This window comes from Xanthomonas sp. MLO165, assembly GCF_018831305.1.
Lineage (GTDB): Bacteria > Pseudomonadota > Gammaproteobacteria > Xanthomonadales > Xanthomonadaceae > Xanthomonas > Xanthomonas arboricola.
The window spans coordinates 2073497-2095467 of sequence record NZ_CP029263.1; the positions used below are offsets into that span (position 1 = coordinate 2073497).

A 21971-nucleotide genomic window follows, 5' to 3' on the forward strand; every position below is an offset into this window, starting at 1 on the left:
CAGCGCGCTGTTGATTGATGACGCCGACCAGTGGCGAGAGAGAAACGATGGACACCGAAGCGATGAGCGTACGTGCTTACCTGGCCGAACAAAGCAAGCGCGCGCTTGCGTTGCTGCTGTGCTGCACGGTCACCTGGACATCGTTTCCGGCGTGGGCACAGGTGGCACCAACGCCAAATCCCGGCGGCCAGACACCCGGTCAACAGGTCGCCGCCAATGGCGTGCCGGTGGTGGACATCGTCGCGCCCAATGCGCGCGGCATCTCGCATAACCGCTACAGCAATTTCAACGTCGGCCCGAACGGGTTGATCCTCAACAACAGCGCGCAGATCTCCAAGACCGAGCTGGGCGGCTATGTCGCCGGTAACGACAATCTGCAGCGCAGCGGTGCCGCCTCGCTGATCCTCAATGAGGTCACCTCGGCCAGCAGCCGCTTGCAGGGGTACACCGAAATCGCCGGTGCCAAGGCGCAGTTGGTGATCGCCAACCCCAACGGCATTTCCTGCGATGGCTGCGGGTTTCTCAACACTTCGCGCGTGACCTTGACCACCGGCACGCCCAACCTGGGCAGCGATGGTGCGTTGAACGGCTTCAGCATCACCGGCGGTGCGCTGAGTATCGGCAGCAACGGTCTGGATGCGTCTAACGTGGATCGCCTGGACCTGCTCTCGCGTCAGCTCAGCGTGGAGGGCTCGATCTGGACCAGGGAACTGGTCGCCGCCGCAGGTGCAGGGCGGGTCAGCTACGACGGCATGCTGCTGGACGTGATGCCGGACACCGATGGCGCCGCACCGTCGATCGGCATCGACGTGGCGCAGCTGGGCGGCATGTATGCCGACCGTATTCGTCTGATTGCGACCGAAGCCGGTGTCGGCGTGGTAAGTCGCGGCACCCTGGCGGCGCAGAGTGGCGATCTGCAGATCGACAGCGCGGGCCAGGTGAGCCTGAGCGGGACCACGGTGGCGCGCGATGGAATGGGTGTGCGTGCCGCCGGTGACCTCGGCCAGCGCGGCGTGCTCGGCTCGCAGCAAGGCGATGTGCGTCTGCGCGGCGCGCGCATGACCCTGGCAGGCGATCTGGTCGCCGCCGGTACCCTGGATGCACAAGCCAGTGGCACCTTGAGCCACAGCGGCCGCAGCAGCGCCGGCGCTATCCGTCTGTTCGGTTCGGAATTGAATGCCGATGGCAGTCTGCATACGACTGGTGCGCTGGATCTGGGCGCCGATGGCGTGTTGCGCAGCAACGGTGTGGCCTATGCGGCAACCGCTGCAACCCTGCGCGCGGGGCAGATTGGCCTGACCGGCACGCTGCAGAGCGGCGGCGCGATCGGGCTGAATGCGAACGCGATTGATGCACTGGGCACCCTGGACGCGGCCACCGCCTTGCGCGTGAATAGCAGCGGCAACGTGCGCCTGGGTGGATTGGCGCAGGCCGGGCAGGGTGCTGATGTGCAAGCCGGCGGTCGGCTGGAACTGCAGGGTCAGCTGATTGCAGCAGATGCAGTGGCGCTCAATGCGGCGGGTATCGACATCGCACAGCGCGGTTCAGTGTCTGCGGGTGGCGATCTGGAGTTGCGCAGTGCAGGTGCGTTGAACAATGCCGGTAGCGGCTACGCCGGCCGCGATCTGCGTCTCCAGGCAGCGTCTGTCGCCACGACGGGCAGTCTGGCGGCCGCACGCGATGCGCAGGCGGCGGTTGCCGGTGGTCTGGTCAATAGCGGCACGTTCGTTGCAGGCAATGCGCTGACCATCGACGCGGCGCAGCTGGACAGTCGTGGCGATATCGGCAGCCAGCGTGGGGAGACGCTGCTGCGCAGCCGCGGCGGTCTGGCGCTCAGCGGCAACACCGTGGCAGGTACTGTTCTGGGCCTGGACGCCGCAGCGGACGCGCAGGTCTCGGGCATCCTCAACGCCGGTCGCGTAAATCTTAGTAGCGGCGGGGATACCGCACTCTCCGGCACCCTGCAGACCACCGCCGGTGGGTTGGTGATCGCCGCAGGCGGTGAGCTCGTCAGCGATGCCGTGGTGGGTTCGACAGGCACGATCGATTTGCAGGCGAACGGCGCGCTGCGTCAGCGTGGTCAGCTTCGCGGCGACGGCGCGGTGCAAGTGCGCGGCGCGGCGGTAGAGCACAACGGTGTCATCGATGCAGGTGGCGACCTGCGCATCACCAGTGCTGCCGAGCTCGCGTTGGACGGCACCGTGCAGAGCGCTGGCTCAGCCACATTGCAGGCGGGCGCAGCACTGCAGAACCGCGCGAAGGTGATCGCAGCTGGTGCGCTGGATGTAGAGGCAGCCTCGTTGCGCAACGCGCAAAGTGGCGCGTTTTCGTCGGATGCCGGTGCGCGCGTGCGCACGGCCGGCACATTGGACAATGCCGGCAGCCTGTATGCGGCGAGCGATCTGCAGCTGACCGCAGGCGCGTTCACGCAAAGCGGCAGCGCCAGCTCGGGCAACACGCTTTCGGCAGCTGTGAGCGGGTCATTCGACAACGCTGGCAATGTGATTGCCAGGAACGCGCTACAGATCGATGCCGGCAGCGTGCGCAGCAGCGGTCAACTCGGCAGCGAAGCGGCAAGTGTTCGTCTGGACAGCCAGGGCGATATCGCGCTGCAAGGCGTGGTTGCCGCTGCGACCACGCTGCAGGCCAGCGCCGCTGGCGATCTGCAGCAGGCAGGCTCGCTAAGAGCGCAGTCGCTGGCATTGAGTGCCGGGCGTGATCTCACCGCTGCTGGCAACCTGCAATCAGCGTCCACGCTGGATCTGCAGGCACAACGTGCTCTGACATTTGCTGCCCAGGGCCAGGCTGGCGGTGATGCTTCGATGCGCGCTGCCACACTGACAACCAGCCAGGATGCGGTGTTGCAGAGTACGGGAGCGATTGCGCTGGACAGCGCGGCCATCGACAGCCGCGGCAAGCTGGATGCAGGGAGCGATCTGCACATCCGCAGCCAGGGCGATCTGGTGCTGGCGGGTGTGGCACAAGGAGGGCGCGACGTTGTGTTGAATGCCACCGGCGCGCTCAGCAACGCAGCGCAAGTGTTTGCAGGCCGCGATCTGTCGTTGCAGGCAGCTAGCCTCGACAACACCACGAGCGGTGTGTTGGCGGGCGAGGGCAACATCGCCCTGACCACTACGGCACTGCTGAACAACGCTGGCCGCGTGCAGGCCGGTGGCGATCTGCAGGTCAGCGCAGCAAATATGGACCAAGGCGGCAGCGCGTCTGCAGGCAGGGCGTTGCGCGCCGCCATCGCAGGCACGCTGGCCAATCGTGGCAATCTGATCGCCAAGGATGCGTTGCAGGTCGATGCGGCCACGCTGCGTAGCAGTGGGCAGCTGGGTAGTGAGCGCGCCGATGTCACGTTGAACAGCCGAGACGCGCTGCAACTCGAGGGTGTGGTTGCAGCGGCCACTGCATTGCGTGCGACTGCTGGCGGCGATTTGCAGCAGGCCGGCTCGCTCAAGGCACAGTCGATCGCGTTGCAGACAGGGCGCGACCTCACTGCAAATGGCACTCTGCAATCGGCATCCACGTTGGACCTGCAGGCGCAGCGCACGCTCGCCCTGAATGGACAGGCATCGAGTACGGGTGAGGCAACCGTCACCGGTGCAACGGTTCTGACAGGCGCTGCAGCAGTGCTGCAGAGCGGTGCCGCCATCACCCTGGATGGCGGCTCCATCGATAGCCGCGGTTCGCTCGATGCGGCGACCGATTTGAACGTGCGTAGCGCCGGTGATCTTGCACTGGCTGGCGTGGTCCAGGGCGGGCGCGATGTTGCGCTGACCGCTGCGGGCGCGTTGAACAATGGCGCTCGAGTCGTCGCAGCCCGCGATCTACACCTGCAGGCCGCCAGTGCTAACAACGCCGCAACGGCGACCCTGGGTGCACTACGCGATCTGCGCGTCGATGTCGCTGGCGTGCTGGAAAACAATGGCACCCTGCATGGCGAGCGTGGCCTTGCACTGAACACCGGCACGCTGCTGCAGCGCGGCCGTGTCTACAGCGGGGATGCGGTATCGATCTCGTCGACAGGCGTATTCGAAAACGCGGGTCAGTTGGTAGCGGGCAAGGGTCTGAGCATCGCTGCCGACAGCATCGTCAGCAGCGGGCAACTCGGCTCGGTCGACGGCGCACTGACGCTGACCAGCCAGAACGCGATCGATCTGCACGGTGTGGTGGCTGCGGCGACCACGCTGCAAGCCACCGCTGGCACCGATCTGCTGCAGGCCGGCTCGCTCAACGCGCAGGCCGTGACATTGCAGGCCGGCCGCGATCTCACTGCCGGGGGAACCCTGCAGTCCGCGTCTGCGTTGGATCTGCAGGCGCAGCGTAGCCTGACGTTGAACGGTCAGGCGCAGGCGGGCAGTGACGCTAGCCTGCGCGGCAACAGCATCGCCACCGGCCGCGACGCCGTGCTGAAAAGCGTCGGCGCGATCAGCCTGGACGGTGCGGCAATCGACAGCCGTGGCACGCTTGATGCCGGCACGGACCTGCGCCTGCGCAGCACGGGAGCACTTGCGCTTGCAGGCGTGGCACAGGCCAATCGCGATGTTGTGTTGAGCGCAACCGACACCTTGAGTAATGCGAGCCAGGTGATTGCTGGCCGTGATCTGTCGGTGCAGGCAGGCAACATCAACAACGTGGCGGCCGGCGTGTTGGCCGCCGATGGCAGCGTCACGCTGACCACTGGCGCGTTGCAGAACGCCGGCAGCCTGCAGAGCGGTGGCGATCTGCGCATCACCGCCGCCAGTATGGAGCAGGGCGGTACTGCGATTGCAGGCAAGGCACTGACCGCGAAGGTCACTGGCACGCTGGACAACCGCGGCAACCTCATTGCCAAAGAGACGCTGCAGGTGGAGGCAGGCAGCTTACGCAGCAGCGGCCAGCTCGGTAGCGAAACTGCCAACGTCAGCTTGATCAGCCAAGGCGACATGACGCTACAAGGCGTTGTCGCCGCAGCGACCACACTGCAGGCGACTGCAGTTGGCGATCTGCAGCAGGCCGGCTCGCTCAAGGCGCAATCGATCGCGCTACAGGCCGGGCGCGATCTCATCGCCGCAGGCACGCTGCAGTCGGCAACGCAACTGGATCTGCAGGCGCAGCGCGCACTAACAATGAACGGACAGGCGGTGGCGACGGGCGATGCAACCCTGCGCGGCGCGCGGATCGGCACCGGTCAGGCTGCCGTGCTGCAAAGCGGTGGCGCGATCAGCCTGGATGGCGCCGCGATCGACAGCCGTGGCGCACTCGATGCAGCCGCTGATTTGAATCTACGCAGCACCGGCGACCTGGCGGTTGCTGGTGTCGCGCAAGCCGACCGTCATGTGGCGCTGAGCGCAGCTGGCGCGTTGACCAATGCGGCGCAAGTCGTCGCTGGTCAGAGCTTGAACGTCACCGCAGCCAGCGCAAGCAATGCCGCCAGCGGCGTGCTGCTAGCGCAGGGCGACGCCACCTTCACCATCGGCGGCTTGCTCGACAATGCTGGCGCCGTGCGCGCCGGCAATCAACTCGCCTTGGGTGTCGGGTCGCTGCGCCAGTCCGGCCAGGCCTATGGCTTGCAACGCCTGGGTGTCATCGCCACTGGAGCGGTGGACAATCGCGGTGACCTGATTGGCGGCAATGGCTTGCGCGTGGAAGCGGCGCAAGTCAGCAGCAGTGGCCAGCTGGGCAGCGAGCGCGGCGATGTCGCATTGATCAGCCGCGGCAACCTGGAGCTCGGCGGCAACCTCGCATCGGCAGGCAGCTTCTCGGCGCAGGCCGATGGCGCGCTGGCACAGAGTGGCACCTTGAGCGCTGGCAGCACGCTGGAGTTACGCTCCAAGGGCGATCTGGGTGTGGCCGGTCAGCTCGGCGCTCAGCAGGTCACCTTGACCAGCGACGCCGTGTTGCGTCAGCAGGGCACCGTCAGCGGTACGACGGTAGGTCTGCAGGGGGGCCGCATCGAGAACGCCGGGCAGACCACCGCTTCGGGCAACTTGAGCCTGCGTGCGGGTGAGATCAGTATCGCCGGCACGGTGGGCGCCGGTATCAGCGCAGACGGCAGCCTCGGCAGCGGACGCACGCTGAGCCTGATCGCCGATCGCCAACTCAGCGCCTCCGGCAAGCTGTTGGCTGGCGGCAACCTCACGGCGCAGGGCAGCCAGCTGCAGCTGGCGGGTGCCAGCACACGCGCAACCGGCAATGTCGCACTGACCACCGGCGGCAACCTCGATCATCGTGGCGGTGATTTGCTTGCCGGCGGCACGCTCACCGTGCAGGCCGGCGGCAACATCGACAACGGGCGTCTCAACGCTGTTGCCGGCCAGATGCAGGCCAACCAGCTGAGTATCGACGGCGCCAGCCTGAGCAATGCCGGCGGGCGGTTGGTGCAAAGCGGCAACGGACTGACCCGCGTCAGCATCGGCGGCGCGATCGACAACACCGGTGGCACGCTGGCCAGCAATGCGCAGGATCTGACCATCACTGCAGCCAGCCTGGAAAATGCACAAGGACGCATCGAGCACGCCGGTGCCGGCGTCCTGTCGGTCACCAGCCGTAGTGCGCTGGGCAACAGCAGTGGGCGCATCCTCACGCAAGGGCAACTGCACCTGGACGCGAGTGGCGCGTTGAACAACCAGGGCGGCGCGATTGCCGCAGCGGGCGATGCAGCACTCACTGTTGCTGGCCTCAATAACATCGGTGGTTCGGTCTCAGCACGTGAATTGAAGGTGCAAAGTACCGGCGCGGCCGACAACCGCAACGGCTTGCTGCAGGCCAGCGGTGGTGCGCTGACCTTGCGTGCCGACAGCCTCAGCAATGCCGGCGGCATTGTGCAGGCGGTCGCGAACGCTGGTGCGGGTGGAAGCCTGCGCGTCGAACTCAATCGTGGCCTGGACAACGGCAACGGTACGATCGGTGCCGGCACCGACGCAGTGGTTACTGCGGAAAACATCAGCAGTAGCGGCGGCAGTCTGCAAGCAGCGCGCGACCTCAGCGTCACGGCACGCGGCCAGCTAGACAATCACCAAGGCGGCAAGCTCAGTGCTGGCCGTGATCTCAACGTTGCCGTCGCCGGCGCGTTGCTCAACAGCGGCGGCCAGCTCGATGCCGGCAATACGCTGACCGCCTCCGGCGGAAGTATCGACAATAGCCAAGGCAGTATCGTCAACAACGGCGGTGGACTGACACGCATCACCACTGGCGGTGCATTGACCAACAGCGGCGGCAATCTCGGTGGACGCGGCAGCGTGGTGATCGATGCCGCCAGCATCGCCAATAACAGCGGTCAGCTGGTCGCCGGCGGCGACCTGATCGCCAACACCAATGGCTTGAACAACCAGGGCGGCAACGTCTATGCCGGCGCGAGCTTCCTGCTGCAGCGCGCAGGCGCCACGCTAGACAATCAGAACGGCACCATCAAGGCCGAGCAGGCAGTCCGCTTGAACCTGCAGAACTTGAACAACGCGGGTGGCAAGATTGGCGCCGGCAGCATGACCGGCGGCGCCGGCGATGTGGTGATCGACACCGTCGGCTTCGACGGTGGCGGCAGCATCCTGGCGCAGAACCTGCTGGACCTGACCTTGCGTAGCGACTACACCCACCGCGCCGGTGCAGACCTGATCAGTAATGGCACTTTCAACCTGCGCGTCGGTGGGAGCCTGGTCAACGAGTCCACGCTCAAGGCTGCGCGCAGCCTGGACATTACGGCCAGCAGCATCACCAACCGCGCCGGCGCCAATATCCTGTCCAACGACACCCGCCTCAACGGCGGCAACATCATCGACAACGCCGGCAGTATCTCCGGCAATGGCTCACTGTCGCTGGAGGCGAACAGCATCAACAACACCGGCAGCATCGTCGGCGGCAACGTCTCGGTGAACACCGGCACATTGGTGAATGGCGCCGACTTCGGCGGCGCGACCGACAACGCAGCCTATGGCTCGGCCTTGCTCGGTTCCACCGGCAACATGAATCTGATCGTGCGCGATCAACTGCTCAATCGCGACGCGCGCATCTTCAGCCTGGGCAATATCGCCATCGGCGGCGCGCAGGATGGCGGCGGTACCTTGGTATCGCGTACGGGTGTGGTCAATAACCTGTCGGGCAGTATCGAGGCTGATGGGAGCATCTTGATTGCGGCCAATCAGCTGAATAATCGGCGGCGGGTTTTGACTGCCGCATTGGGTACATTGACCGACCAAGAAAAGGCAGCTGCGAATGCAACGATGCCCGAGGAGCTTATTGAGTCACGCGGAATCGTCTATCCAAGGCAGTCTTACTTCATTCGTATTCCTTACGTCGGAAAAAATCCTGGTGTTTATCGTTCCTATTCGGTCGAGCAGCAAGAGCGTCTCATCGCTGCAAGTGCGGAAGGACGAATCGCGGCTGGAGGAAATATAGCGATTTCCGGAAGCGTCACCAATAACACTTCGTCGATTGCGGCGGCTGGTGCGCTGCAAATAAATCAACGTGGTGTGGGTGGATTGAGTGATGGGCTTTTCGTTGGTGGAGAGTCGATCTTCAACGAATCGCTTGCCTTGAATAGGCAAGTCGTACAGAGAGACTACGAGTATGCAGTAACAGCGGTCATTGACGACTGTGCGCTGAACCAAGGAAATCGGCGTCCTATCTGTACATATGATGCTGAATCAAAAACCATTTCTTCTTCCACGATCAATACGAGCTATATCGCCCTGGGCGCCAGCATGACCGGTGGCCAAGGCGTCAGCATCAATGGTGCCAACATCAGCAATGGTGCCGTCGGCAGCGACGGTCGTGGTATCAGCGGCGCTTCGCTGAACGGTGTCGGCGCACAAGGTGGCTTGACCGGTCGCGCCATGCAGAGCGCCGGTGGAGTGGGCGGCCAGGCAGTGATCGGCCGTGCCAATGGCGGCGCGAACAGTATTCGTGTTGCCACCGGTACGACCGGCAGTGCAGGCACCCAGGTGGGCGCCAACACGCAGGACGCAACGCTGGCCACATCGGGTGGCATCGTCAAGATGTCGGTTGCACCTGTCGCGTCCAACGACAGTGGGCTTGTACGCAGCAGCGTCGATCAGGCAGACGTGCAGGCCACCGCGGCTGGTACCGGCGTCACTGCCGTCGCGACCGACAGCCGTACCCGCGTCGATCCGGCCACCATTCCGGTGACCAACATTGTGGGTAGCGGGCAAACCTCGCTGACGCAGATCGATCTGCCCATTGGCGGGCTGTATCGCCTATCCGGCGGCACCGGTACCGATCTTACTGCAATGGGCCGTGCCGCCAACGGGCTGGGCGGCATCAATGCCTGGCGCAGCAATGGCCCGGGCCGTCGTTACCTGATCGAGACCGATCCGCGCTTCGTCAACTACGACAACTTCATCAGCAGCGACTTCCTGCTGGACAAGCTGGGTGTTGACCCGGAGTGGACCCAGACCCGCCTGGGCGATGGCTTCTACGAGCAGCGCCTGGTGCTGGACCAGATCACCCAGCTCACTGGCCGCCGCTATCTGGGCAACTACGCAGATGGCGTGGCGCAGTACCGCGCCTTGCTGGAGTCGGGCGTGGCCGCCGCAGGCCAGCTGCAGCTGAGCATGGGCGTGGGCTTGACCGCCGCACAAGCGGCCGCACTGACGCAAGACATCGTGTGGATGGTCGAACAGGACTACCAGGGCCAGAAGGTGCTGGTGCCGGTTGTGTATCTGGCCTCCAACTCGCTGCAGTTGCGCGGCAACGGCGCATTGATTGCAGGCGGCAACGTCGAGCTCAACGCCACCAATTCCATGAGCAACCAGGGCGTCATCGCCGGTGCCGACGTCAGCGTCACCGCCGGTAACCTGCTCAACCAGGGCCGCATCAGTGGCACTGGCGCTGTATCGCTGGAAGCCCGTAACGACCTGCTCAACCAGGGCCAGATCCAGGGACGCGATGTGGCGCTGGTGGCTGGCAACAACCTGGTCAGCGAAGCATCCAAGGCCATCAACGGCGTCGGCATTCTGTCCGGCATCAGCGCCAGTAACACCCTGCAACTATTTGCCGGCAATGACATGACGCTGAGCGGTACCCGCGTGCAGGCCGATGGCAGCGCGGCGCTGATCGCAGGCGACAACCTTAGCCTCACGTCCAGCGCCTTGCGCAACGACAACGGCCTGCTGCGCGGTGGCGATGCGGTGTCGGTGACCACTGGCAAGGATCTGGTGATGTCTGCAGGCAACGACCTGCAACTGCATGGCGTGACCATCAACGCCGGCGGCAGTGCCGCACTGCAGGCAGGCAACAACCTCTCGCTGACCCCGACCATCGGCCTGGACGGCAAGGTCGCCACGCGCACCAACATCAGCACCGGCGACAGCCTGCAACTGACCGCCGGCAACGACCTGACCATCCGCCAGGCCGACGTCAAGGCCGGCGGTGATCTGATTGCTGCAGCCGGCAACAACCTCAACGTCGAATCCGTCCTCAACGAGACCGAAACCAACAGCTACAAGAGCCGCAACGGCAAGACCCGCGTCACCACCACCACGACCACCCAGAGCATCGACCAGCAGGCACTCACCGCCGGCGGCAACCTGATCCTCAGCGCCGGCAACGACGTCAATCTAGTCGCGGCCAAGCTGGACGCCGGCAAGGGGCTGGGCATCAGCGCCGGCAACGACATCAATGCCAGCACGCTGACCACGGTGGACACCAGCAACACGCTGGAAACGCGCAAGCGCTTCAAGCAGACCACCGCGACCAGCGACGAGACCGTCCACGGCACCGAGTTCAACGCTGGCGGCAACCTGGCGATGCAGGCCGGCAACGACATCAACCTCACTGCCGCCTCTGCCGCCACCAGGGAAGGCGGCATCACGCTGGCAGCCGGCAACGACGTCAACCTGCTCGCCGCCAGCGAGCAGCACGACGCTGTGCAGGACATGACCAAGAAGAAGAAGGGCACGTTCTCCAGCAAGACCACAACCACGCATGATGAGTGGCACGACAACGTGGCGGTCACCACCACGCTCAGCGGCGACACGGTGCAGATTGCGGCGGGTAACGATCTGCTCTCGCAAGGTGCGCAGATTGTCGGCACCGGCGACGTCACGCTTGCAGCAGGCAACAACCTGACCTTGGAAACTGCTCAGAACACGCATAGCGAAGAGCATGACAAAGTCACCACCAAGTCCGGTCTGTTCGGAAGTGGCGGTATTGGGGTGACGCTCGGTAAGCAAAAGGTCTCCACTGGCGCCGACATCGACCAGATCACGCATACCGGAACGACGGTCGGCAGCCTGGAGGGTGACGTCACCCTGGTGGCCGGCAACAAGTTGGCGATTACGGGCGGCGATGTCATGGCGTTGCAGGGCGACCTGACCGCGACCGGCAAGGACATCGCGATCACGGAGGTCTATAACGACAGTGATGCGGAACAGCGCAGCAAGTTTAGCCAAGGCGGTTTGTCGCTGACCCTGAGCTCGGCTGCGATCAGCCTGGCGCAGGCGGCAAATGACAGCTACAAGGCCAGCAAGGAGGTCAAGGGCGACAGTCGCATGGAAGCACTTGCGCTCGGATCGGCGGCCTATAATGCATATGGGGCAGGACAGGCGCTGGGCCAAGCTGGCAGCGCGTTGAGCAGTGGCAGCGCCGCCGGCGCAGCTCAGGGGGCCAATCTGAGCATTGCCATCAGCATTGGCGGCAGCAAGAGCGAGAGCAAGAGCACGCAGACGGCCAGTCTCGCACAAGGCTCCAAGCTACAGGCAGGTGGTGACGTCAACCTGATTGCCACCGGCGGTGGCGACCAAAGTAATTTGTTGATTCGTGGGAGCGACATCAAGGCGGGCACTGATCTGCTGCTGGCAGCCGATCACGATGTACTCATCGAAGCAGCCAAGAACACCGCCGAGCAAAAAAGTACCAGTAAGAGCAGCAGCGCGTCGCTGGGTGTCGGTATCACTTACGGCCCGGATGGTGCCGCATTTGGCGTGATGATCAGTGCAGCTGGATCGCGCGGCAAAGCCAATGGCGAAGACGTGACCTACAGTAATAGTCATCTGGTTGCCGGCAACACGGCCACGGTCATCAGTGGCAATGACACCACGCTCAAGGGCGCGCAGCTGTCGGCGGACAAGGTGATCGCCGATGTCGGTGGCAATCTGAGCATCGAGAGCCCGCAGGACACCAGCACGTACGACAGCAAGGACAAGAGTGTTGGCGCGAGTGTGACCTTTGGCGCAGGGTTCAGTGCCAGCGCCAGCTATAGCAGTAACAAGGTCAGTGGCGACTTTGCCAGCGTGACCGAACAGAGCGGTATCCAGGCCGGCGACGGCGGCTTCGACATCCGTGTCGGCGGCAATACCGATCTGAAAGGCTCGGTGATCGCCAGCACCCAGGCGGCGGTGGATGCCGGCGTCAATCGCCTGCAGACCGGCACGCTGACCTATAGCGATATTGAAAACACTAGCAGTTACGACGCCAAAGGGTTCAGTCTGTCGGGCGGATATAGCAAGGGAACAGGCGACAAGAAGCAGCAAGGAGAAACCGGTCAGGTCCAGCCGACAGTCAATAACGGCGCAAACTGGTCGTGGCAGAACTTCCAGACTGGAAGCACCGGTACAGCGGCTGGCATTGGGAGCAAGAGTGGCGATGCGACATCGACCACCACCAGCGGGATCAGTGGTGGCAGCTTGCTCATCACCGACGAGGCTGGGCAACTCGCCAAGTCTGGTAAGACCGCTGCAGATGCATTGGCGGGTCTTAAGCGCGATGTGATCAGCGGCGATGACGCAGGTGGCTTGACCAAGCAATGGGATGGTCAGGCACTGCGTGACCAAGTTGCCGCGCAAGCGCAGATCACCGCCACCGCAGGGCAGCAGGCAACGAAGTTTGTTGGCGATTACGCACAGGGAAAAGTTGACAAGGCGGCCGAGCTCTATGCGGAAGCAGATGCAACCGGTGACGACAGCAAGCGGGCTGAAGCTGATCAGTTGATGAAGGATTGGGGCAATGGCGGCACGTTGCGTGTGCTGTCACATGCGGTTGTGGGTGGTCTGACAGGTGGCACAGAAGGAGCGCTAGGCGCAGCCGCAGGCACCGTGGCGGCACCATACCTGGCAGAAGCGTTGGAGAAAGCCGGAATCAATAAAGCGGTGGCTGCCACGTTGACAGGGTTGTCAGCGAGCGCGCTAGGCGCTGCGACCGGTGGTGCTGCAGGCGGTGCCGCAGCCTTGAATGAGGTGTCCAACAATTACCTCGGCCATCAAGAGCGGATGGAATATGCCACAGCCCTGATCGCTTGTTCCAAGTCTGGCACCCAGTGTGAGCGCGCCGAGCAACTGAAGGCGCTGTCGGAAGAACGCAATCTCGCGTTGCGCGGTGCGTGTAGCGATCCAGCCAGCGGCGGATGCGCGGAGCAAAAACAGCTGGCCGCCGCAGCCATGCAAGATCAGCTCGATCACGCTGGGGAATACACCGCTTGGCTTGCGGGTCATGTGCCTGAGTTGGTTGGCCTGTTTAACTCCGACAAGGACGGTTCACTGACCAAGGACTTCGTCACCCATGTGACGACTGCAGATCTTGGCCACAAGCTTGCGTGTGCGATGGCAGGTGATTGCAGTAACCAAGCGCTGGCTTCGGCAGCATGGAACGGTAGCATCCCGCTATCGGTTGCTACCGCTGATTCTGCGCTGCGCGCGGCGCTGGGTATGGGAGCAGGTACGGTCGGTGCTACCGGCCGGGTTTGGGAAATGGTTACCGGTGTGGCAGAGCTGGCCAACGGTATGAGTCCTGCAGGCCAGGTCGGAAAATCGATTGATCAACTAGCCTACCTGTGGGGGAATGGTTACGCAGCTACTGCCGAGAAGAACTTTAACGACGCAAAGAGCGCGTTAAATGCAATAAAAACTGGTATCAGCGGCTATGCAGAGGATCTTGCATTTGCGGCCTACACGAACACGCACGGTTCTTGGGATATCTATGACATAGCCAAGGCGGGTGCAATTGGTGGCAAGGTCAGCGTTGACGTTCTCTCGCTCGTTGTTCCAGAGCTCTATGCAGGGAAGGGTGGTGTCGCTGCAAAGGCAGCCACAGGCTTGGGCGACGCGTTCAAGGCCGATGATGTAATTGATTACCTGAATTCGACGCGACCAAATCCTAACAGCTTAATTAGAGATGGGGCTGGCTCGGTCGCTGACTCTGAAGTTGTCAATTATTTCAGGGTCGAGGGCGGTGGGACGGGCACTGCTACGAGTAAAAATCGTATTACTGCGAACTCTGATGGTAGTATAAGCATTAATCCCGGCTGTTCTGGTCAGCTTTGTGTAAGTGTGGGGACCGCCGATCACGCGGTTTATTATCTTTCAAATAAGCGGCCTGACGGTTCTGTCATAGTTTTTGAGGTTGATGCTAGTCTCCATGGTGAAATTATGAATTCCGCTATACCTCAGCGCCCTATTCCGGGCATTCCTAGAGATCCTAAGGCGCCAAAAATTGTGGATCCTAATAAGCCCGGTACAGCTTTAGAGCTTCCTAAGGTGTGGGAGTCATTGCTGGAGAATGGGTCTAGAAATGCAAGGGTTTACACTCATGATGAATTTTTGAAGGAGTTTGGAAAGTGAGATTGAATAGAAGTATTTTTGATGATTTATATAGTGGCGAGAAAGCTATATGTTTTTTTGTGCACCATGGGAGGTGTTACTGGGTTTTGGATCATAAGTACAATTTTTCTCTTGATGCGGAGCGTGATTATAAGGCGCATCTTGACAAAGGGAATATAAATAAAGAGCAATACCTGTCGGCTTGTGAGAGCTTTAGGGGTGGCGTACTTAAGTTAAATTCAGAGAATTTCTTTAAATACTTGAAAGTTGATGGTGTGGTCGTAATTTCAAAAGATGATCTCGAAAGAACTTTTTTTTCCGATAGCGCCGGTGATGTTTTGTCAATTTTTAACTCTGTTGAAAAATATTATCTATCTGGGGTTGAGTTGAATGCACATGATTTCAGAGTTGCTGGAAATATTTCAACACTACTTCCTATGTTTTATATCAATTTCGATAGAATGATCTATATGCACTTGGATCATGGTAGATTTCATGAAGATCTTGTTTATCCCGGCTGGATTGCAAAAAATGTTGATTTCAATTTTCTAATACCAGAAAAAGAAAAATATTGGATTGCTAGAGGGGACTGCTGGAAAATTAGATTCATTCAGGGCGCGGTTTAGTTACGTAAAAATTTATTTAACACCTGTGAGTGGATTTTTAACTTTAATTGGGAAGATGCATCTATTTGTATTTATAAATAATAAATATTTGTACTTGTCGTAGGAATTGACCCGATGACCGAAGCTCGCGTACGGGCCGGTGTCAGTTTCCACGCCAACTGAGTACTAGCTATGAAAAAAGACAGAGGCTTAAGGTTGAAACTCAGTGTCGAACCCGTTGGGACTCGGTCAACCCAATAGTCATGTAGGCCTTGCAGTCAGCGATATGGTGGGGCTAGCACATGTTTGATTGGTTGGGTTCAGACGGTTTATTCGTGTAGTCACGGCTTGCACAGATGCTCTGCCACGCTGCGAAGCGCTTACAACACTTCAGGCAGTCATGACGCAAAGTACTTCAAGAAAGTCGCAATGGTTCGGCCTCTTCGGCTGGTTGGCGTTGTGCTATGCGGTCGCTGGGTTTGGTGCGATGGCATCCATCCAGGCGGCCGGCTTCTATGCAGAACTTGCGCGGCCGGCGTGGGCGCCGCCGGGCTGGTTGTTCGGACCGGTGTGGACAGTGTTGTACGGAATGATGGCGGTGTCGGTCTGGTTGGTGTGGCGGCGTGGCAGCCGGGCGGGGACGCGTCCGGCGCTGGGCCTGTTCGTGCTGCAGTTGACGCTCAATGGTTTGTGGAGCTGGCTGTTCTTTGCGTGGCAGTTGGGAGCCTGGGCGTTTGCCGACATCGTGGCGCTGTGGCTGGTGTTGGCCGGAACGATCGCCGTGTTCGCGAAGCGGCAGGCACTGGCGGCGTGGTTATTGGTGCCGTATCTGGCGTGGGTGAGCTTCGCGGCTGCGCTCAACTTTTCGGTCTGGCAGCTCAATCCTCAGGTGCTTGGCTGATCTTTCTGCTGCGCTTGCTGACTTGCACCGTGCGTCGCGGCGATGGCGATCATCTACCGTTGATCCGAAGTGATATGTTGCTTGGCGTAGTGACACCGGCAGCGATGTGATGCACTCGCGCACAAGCGATCCCTCAGCCGCATCGCCTTAGCCAAGTCGCACGACTGCATCAATCCATGCTCGAAACCTGCGCAGCGCCACCCACTGAAGCCGCTCCAAAAGTTTCCATAGCAATCAATTGCTTGCGAGCGCGTCGCTTAAATCCCTGAGCCGCAAGGTTTTCTGTTCTGTTTGCCGAGCACGTGCGCCTACCCATTCACACAATGCTTGACACGCCTCGGCCCTGTGATGTCTTTTGCACGCATGCCTAACGCCTCCGCCATCTCCTCGCTTACCTGTCAGCCGCAGCTGCGGCCGGGTGCGGGCGTGGCCGGCATTAGCACCACCATTACCACCGTCACCATTCGCCCGGTGCGGCCCGTCGTCTTCGCGTAACTTCCGAAAACAACGGCCCCGCACCCGGATCAGGATGCGGAGGCTTTCCTCCCTCATCTGATGCGGACGGGGCCTCCCTAACGAGGTCTGTCGATGTCATCGTCTGTCGTTTCGCTCGAACCCGCTGCTGTTGCCGCCTCTTCCGCACGCACCGTCATGCACAAATTTGGCGGCACCTCGGTGGCCGATGCCGAGCGCTACCGGCATGTGGCGCAGTTGTTGCTGGCACGCGACGAGTCGGTGCAGGTCACCGTGGTGTCGGCGATGAAGGGGGTGACTGATGCGTTGATCGCGCTGGCCGAACTGGCCGCGCAGAACCGCCCCGAATGGCGCGAGCGCTGGCATGAGACGCGGGCGCGCCATCGCGGTGCGGCGGTGGCCCTGCTGGGCGAGCATTCCGGGCCGACCGTCGAATGGCTGGACGAGCGCTTCGAGCATCTGTCGCAGATTCTCGGCGCCTTGGCGGTGATCGGCGAGCTGCCGCGCGAGGTGCTCGACCGCGTGCAAGGCCTGGGTGAGGTGTATTCGGCGCAATTGCTGGGCGACCATTTCCGTGCGCTTGGCGAGGATTGCGCGGTGCTGGATGCGCGCGATGTGCTGGTGGTCAACCGTGGCGAACTCGGTGTCGATGTGGACTGGGACACCAGCGCGCAGCGCCTTGCCACCTGGCGCCAGGCGCATCCGCAGACGCGCGTGGTGGTCACCGGGTTTGTGGCGCGCGACCGCGCCGACCGCATCACCACGTTGGGGCGCAACGGCAGCGATTATTCCGGTGCAATTTTCGCGGCCTTGTTCGATGCCGATGAGCTGCATATCTGGACCGACGTGGACGGCGTGCTGTCGGCCGATCCGCGCGTGGTGCCCGAAGCGGTGCAGCTGGAAACGCTGAGCTACGACGAGGCCTGCGAGCTGGCCTATTTCGGCGCCAAGGTGGTGCACCCGCAGACGATGTCGCCGGCGATCGAGCGCGGCTTGCCGATCATCATCCGCAACACCTTCCAGCCGGAACATCCGGGCACGCGCATCACTGCCAGCAGTGCGGTGAGCGGGCCGATCAAGGGGCTGACGCTGAGCCCGGATCTGGCCGTGCTCAACCTGGAAGGCACCGGCTTGATCGGCGTGCCGGGTACAGCCGAGCGGGTGTTCGCGGCGCTGCGCACGGCGCAGGTGTCGGTGGTGATGATCTCGCAAGGTTCTTCCGAGCATTCGATCTGCTGCGTGGTCAAGCAGCATGAATCCGAGCGCGCACGCAATGCCTTGCTGCAGGCCTTTGCGCATGAACTCACGGTCGGTCAGGTGCAGCGTGTGCAGCTGACCACCGGCATCAGTGTGCTCGCCGCAGTGGGCGATGGCATGGCCGGGCAGCCGGGTGTGGCTGCGCGGCTGTTCGAGTCATTGGGGCGTGCGCAGGTCAATATTCTGGCGATCGCACAGGGTTCGTCGGAGCGCAACATCTCGGTGGCCATCGACGCGGCGCATGCGACCAAGGCCTTGCGTGCGGCGCATGCCGGCTTCTGGCTGTCGCCGCAGACGTTCTCGGTGGGCGTGATCGGCCCGGGTAACGTGGGTGCGGCGTTGCTGGACCAGTTGCGCATTGCGCAGCCGCAGTTGCTGGGCAAGGCCAACCTGGATCTGCGCCTGCGCGCAGTGGTCTCGCGCGGCCGCATGCTGCTGGACGAGCGCGGCCTGGTCGGCAACTGGCGCGATGCCTTCGCCTCTGCAGCCACCGCGACCGATCTGGAGCGTTTCACCACGCACCTGTTGTCCGCGCATCTGCCGCATACGGTGATCATCGATTGCAGCGGCAGCGCGGAAGTGGCCGATCGCTACGCGGACTGGTTGGCTGCCGGCATCCATGTGGTGACGCCGAACAAACAGGCTGGCTCCGGTCCGTTGCAGCGGTATCAGGCGATCCGTGCGGCGGCCGATGCCAGCGGCGCGCGCTTCCGTTACGAAGCCACCGTGGGCGCCGGCTTGCCGGTGATCACCACGCTGCGCGATCTGGTCGATACCGGCGATGCGGTGACCTCGATCGAGGGCATCTTTTCCGGCACGTTGGCCTGGCTGTTCAACAAGTACGACGGCAGCGTGCCGTTCGCCGAACTGGTGACGCAGGCGCGCGGCATGGGCTATACCGAACCGGATCCGCGTGACGATCTGTCCGGCGTGGATGTGGCGCGCAAGCTGGTGATCCTGGCGCGCGAAGCCGGGCGCGCGATCAGCCTGGAAGATGTGCAGGTCGAAAGCCTGGTGCCCGAAGCACTGCGTCAGGCCAGCGTGGACGATTTCATGGCGCGCCTGCATGAGGTGGATGCGACGTTCGCGCAGCGCCTGGCCGACGCACGTGCACGCGGCAATGTGCTGCGCTATGTCGCGCAGCTGCCGCCGGATCGTGCTCCCAGCGTGGGTCTGGTCGAACTGCCGGCCGATCACGCGTTCGCCAACTTGCGCCTGACCGACAACGTGGTGCAGTTCACCACGCGTCGCTACTGCGAAAACCCGTTGGTGGTGCAAGGCCCGGGCGCTGGCCCGGAAGTCACCGCGGCCGGCGTGTTTGCCGATCTGCTGCGGGTGGCGGCGGGCGAGGGGGCACGCTTGTGAATCAGGCGGTTGCAGACCAGTCCGCGGAGATGCAACAGGTGGCGATCGCTGCGCGCGAGCTTGGCCAGGCACGCGCCTTTGCACCGGCCTCGGTGGCGAATGTGGCGGTGGGATTCGATCTGCTCGGCTATCCCATCGACGGCGTCGGCGACACCGTCACGGTGCGGCGCATCGATGCGCCTGTGGTGCGCATCGCCGCCATCCGCGGCACCACCGTGGCCTTGCCGCTGGATGCCGAACGCAACACGGCCGGTGCGGCATTGATGTCGTTGCGCGCGGCGTTGTCGCTGCCGTTCGGCTTTGAAATCGAAATCGACAAAGGCATCGCCTTGAGTTCGGGCATGGGCGGCTCGGCAGCGTCATGCGTGGCGGCGTTGGTTGCCGCCAACGCGCTGCTGGACGCGCCGCTGAGTAACGAGCAGCTGTATCAGCACGCACTCGATGGCGAGGCGGTGGCCAGCGGTAGCCGCCACGGCGACAATCTTGGCCCGTTGTTTTTGGGCGGCCTGGTGCTGTGCACGCTGGAGCGTCTGGTGCCGATCAGCGTGCCGGCGGCGTGGCACAGCCTGCTGGTGCATCCGGATGCGGTATTGGAAACGCGCCGCGCGCGCGAAGCCCTGGCCGGCGACTATCAGCTGCGCGAGTTCGTCGCGCAGAGCACCAACCTGGCCTTGGTACTGGCCGGCTGCCATGCCGGCGATGCGGGGCTGGTGCGGGCGGGCCTGCGCGATGTGCTGGTCGAACCACGCCGCGCGCCGTTGATCGCCGGCTTTGCCGCTGCCAAGCAGGCCGCGCTGGGTCACGATGCCTTGGGCGCCAGCATCTCCGGCGCCGGCCCCAGTGTGTTCGCCTGGTTCGCATCGCGCGCGGCCGCCGACGCGGCCGCCGCATCGGTCAAGGCCGCCTTCGCAGGTGTTGGCCTGGACAGCCAGCACTGGGTGTCCCCGATCGCCAGCCCGGCCGCGCGGTTGCTCGCATGAGCCATCGCGCGGATGTCGTCGTCGATCGATCGCCCGCGCACGGCAGGCATGCCGTGCAGCGCGCAAGGCACGCTTCAACCGACCACGACCTCACTGATCTGCATGACCGGCGCAAGATCGGTGTAGTTGGCGATATCGGCGAGAATCTCCTCGGCGTGCGGCCCGAAGCTAGCGCCGAAGGCCTCCACCGACTCGCAGAAGATATGGCACATGCCGATGAAGGCCGGGGGGCTGCCCGGCTCGCCGCCGCTGATGCCCTTGTCCACCGTGTAGCGCAGGCAGGCCGCGCCCATCCGCGCGCTCACCAGCGGCATGTGCGAGTCGCGGTAGTAGGCATGGTCGAAGCGGGCGCCTTCGCGGTAGGGGTACATCACGCTGACCTTGATCATCTGCCGGCTCCACTGGAAGGTGCGCGCAGCATAGCGCTGCGCCGCCCTTGCCGGGCGCCGCCGCAACGCGGCGCGGCCATGCCGCAGTGTCCGGCCTTCTCATTCACGGGCAACGCCCCGTCTTCGTCTTGTCTGGAGTCGTCACCATGAACTTTCTCTCCACCCGTGGCCGCGCGCCCGCCGCAAGCCTGAGCCAGGCGATTGCCGCCGGCCTGGCGCCCGATGGCGGCCTGTACGTGCCGCAGACCCTGCCACCGGCACGCACGCTGACGGCCGGCACCACCTTGGCCGACACCGCCGCCACGTTGCTGCAGCCGTTCTTCGACGGCGATGCGCTGGCGGCCGAGCTGCCGGCCATCTGTGCCGAAGCGTTCGACTTCCCGGCGCCGCTGGTGGCCCTGGGCACGCCCGGCGATTACGCGCTGGAGCTGTTCCATGGCCCGACCGCCGCGTTCAAGGATTTCGGCGCACGCTTTCTTGCCGCCTGCCTGACCCGCCTGCGCCGTGCCGAAGACCGCCCGCTCACCATCCTGGTTGCCACCTCCGGCGACACCGGCGCTGCGGTGGCCGCGGCATTCCACCGCCAGCCGGGTCTGCGCGTGGTGGTGCTGTATCCGGACGGGCGCGTGTCGCCGCGCCAGGCGCATCAGCTGGGCTGCTTCGGCGACAACATCCACGCCCTGCGCGTGGCCGGCTCGTTCGACGATTGCCAGGCGATGATCAAGCAGGCCTTGAACGATGCCGACCTACAGGCGCAGCTGCCGCTGAGTTCGGCCAACAGCATCAGCCTGGGCCGCTTGCTGCCGCAGATGAGCTATTACGCGCACGCCGCCCTGCAGCACCATGCCGGGGCGGGGGCGGCGCTGAATCTGGTGGTGCCCACCGGCAATCTGGGCAACGGGCTGGCGGCGATCCTGGCGCGCGCGCTCGGTGTGCCGCTGGGCCGTATCGCGTTGGCGTCCAATGCCAATCATGTGTTGCCGGATTATTTTGCCGGCGACGATTACGCGCCGCAGCCCAGCATCGCCACGCTGGCCAATGCGATGGACGTGGGTGCGCCGAGCAACTTCGAACGGCTGCGCTGGCTCTACCAGGGCGACGATGCGGCGCTGCGCGAGGCCTTCCGTGCGCTCTCGGTGGACGATGCCGCGATCCGCCACACCGTGCAGCAGCGCTTTGCACGCTATGGCGAAGTGCATTGCCCGCATACCGCCACCGCCGTGCATGTGCTGGAGCAGCTGCGCGCAGAAGGGGCCGAGGGCGGCACCGGCGAATGGGCGGTGGCGGCCACCGCACATCCGGCCAAGTTCGAGGGCGTGGTCGAGCCGCTGATCGGGCGTGAGGTGGAGGTGCCGACGGCACTGGCCGCGCTGCTGCAGCGTCCTGCGCATGCCGAAACGCTGGCGCCGGACTACGCGGCGTTCCGGCAGCGCCTGCTTGCGGATGCGGCCTGACCGAACGCGTTC

The 21971-nt window shown here is 63.2% G+C and carries 7 protein-coding genes; 6 read left to right on the forward strand and 1 reads right to left on the reverse strand.

Annotated elements, in window-relative coordinates; all coding sequences use genetic code 11:
- Positions 1–47: 47 nt before the first annotated feature.
- From DGN21_RS09050 to DGN21_RS09070, 5 genes are all read left to right on the forward strand, one after another.
- Positions 48–14555, forward strand: a complete 14508-nt coding sequence (locus tag DGN21_RS09050) for a hemagglutinin repeat-containing protein (protein WP_252374701.1) — start codon at positions 48–50, stop codon at positions 14553–14555.
- Positions 14552–15160, forward strand: coding sequence for a hypothetical protein (locus DGN21_RS09055; protein WP_081280598.1), 609 nt, complete (start codon positions 14552–14554; stop codon positions 15158–15160). Before DGN21_RS09050 ends, DGN21_RS09055 begins: the two co-directional genes overlap by 4 nt.
- Positions 15161–15539: 379 nt before the next feature.
- Positions 15540–16040 carry a TspO/MBR family protein gene (locus tag DGN21_RS09060; RefSeq protein ID WP_126966362.1) on the forward strand — a complete coding sequence of 167 codons (501 nt, stop codon included), beginning with the start codon at positions 15540–15542 and terminating at the stop codon, positions 16038–16040.
- Between the two features lie 588 nt (positions 16041–16628).
- Positions 16629–19136: a bifunctional aspartate kinase/homoserine dehydrogenase I gene (gene thrA, locus DGN21_RS09065; RefSeq protein WP_126966361.1), complete on the forward strand. Its 2508-nt coding sequence runs from the start codon at positions 16629–16631 to the stop codon at positions 19134–19136.
- Between the two features lie 29 nt (positions 19137–19165).
- Positions 19166–20116, forward strand: coding sequence for a homoserine kinase (locus tag DGN21_RS09070; protein WP_126966360.1), 951 nt, complete (start codon positions 19166–19168; stop codon positions 20114–20116).
- Positions 20117–20190: 74 nt separating this feature from the next.
- Here the strand turns inward: DGN21_RS09070 and DGN21_RS09075 are convergent, their stop codons facing one another.
- Positions 20191–20505, reverse strand: a complete 315-nt coding sequence (locus DGN21_RS09075; protein WP_065032272.1) for an EthD family reductase — start codon at positions 20503–20505, stop codon at positions 20191–20193.
- Between the two features lie 146 nt (positions 20506–20651).
- On the opposite strand from DGN21_RS09075, the gene thrC reads away from it, so the two are divergent.
- On the forward strand, positions 20652–21959 hold the full coding sequence (gene thrC, locus DGN21_RS09080; RefSeq protein WP_126966359.1) for a threonine synthase: 1308 nt from the start codon (positions 20652–20654) through the stop codon (positions 21957–21959).
- The last annotated feature ends 12 nt before the right edge of the window (positions 21960–21971 follow it).

Bases quoted from the DNA above. Each gene is read 5' to 3' on its own strand.
- DGN21_RS09050 (WP_252374701.1), top strand. From the start codon at position 48: ATGGACACCGAAGCGATGAGCGTACGTGCTTACCTGGCCGAACAAAGC.
- DGN21_RS09060 (WP_126966362.1), top strand. From the start codon at position 15,540: ATGACGCAAAGTACTTCAAGAAAGTCGCAATGGTTCGGCCTCTTCGGC.
- thrA (WP_126966361.1), top strand. From the start codon at position 16,629: ATGTCATCGTCTGTCGTTTCGCTCGAACCCGCTGCTGTTGCCGCCTCT.
- DGN21_RS09070 (WP_126966360.1), top strand. From the start codon at position 19,166: ATGCAACAGGTGGCGATCGCTGCGCGCGAGCTTGGCCAGGCACGCGCC.
- DGN21_RS09075 (WP_065032272.1), bottom strand. From the start codon at position 20,505: ATGATCAAGGTCAGCGTGATGTACCCCTACCGCGAAGGCGCCCGCTTC.
- thrC (WP_126966359.1), top strand. From the start codon at position 20,652: ATGAACTTTCTCTCCACCCGTGGCCGCGCGCCCGCCGCAAGCCTGAGC.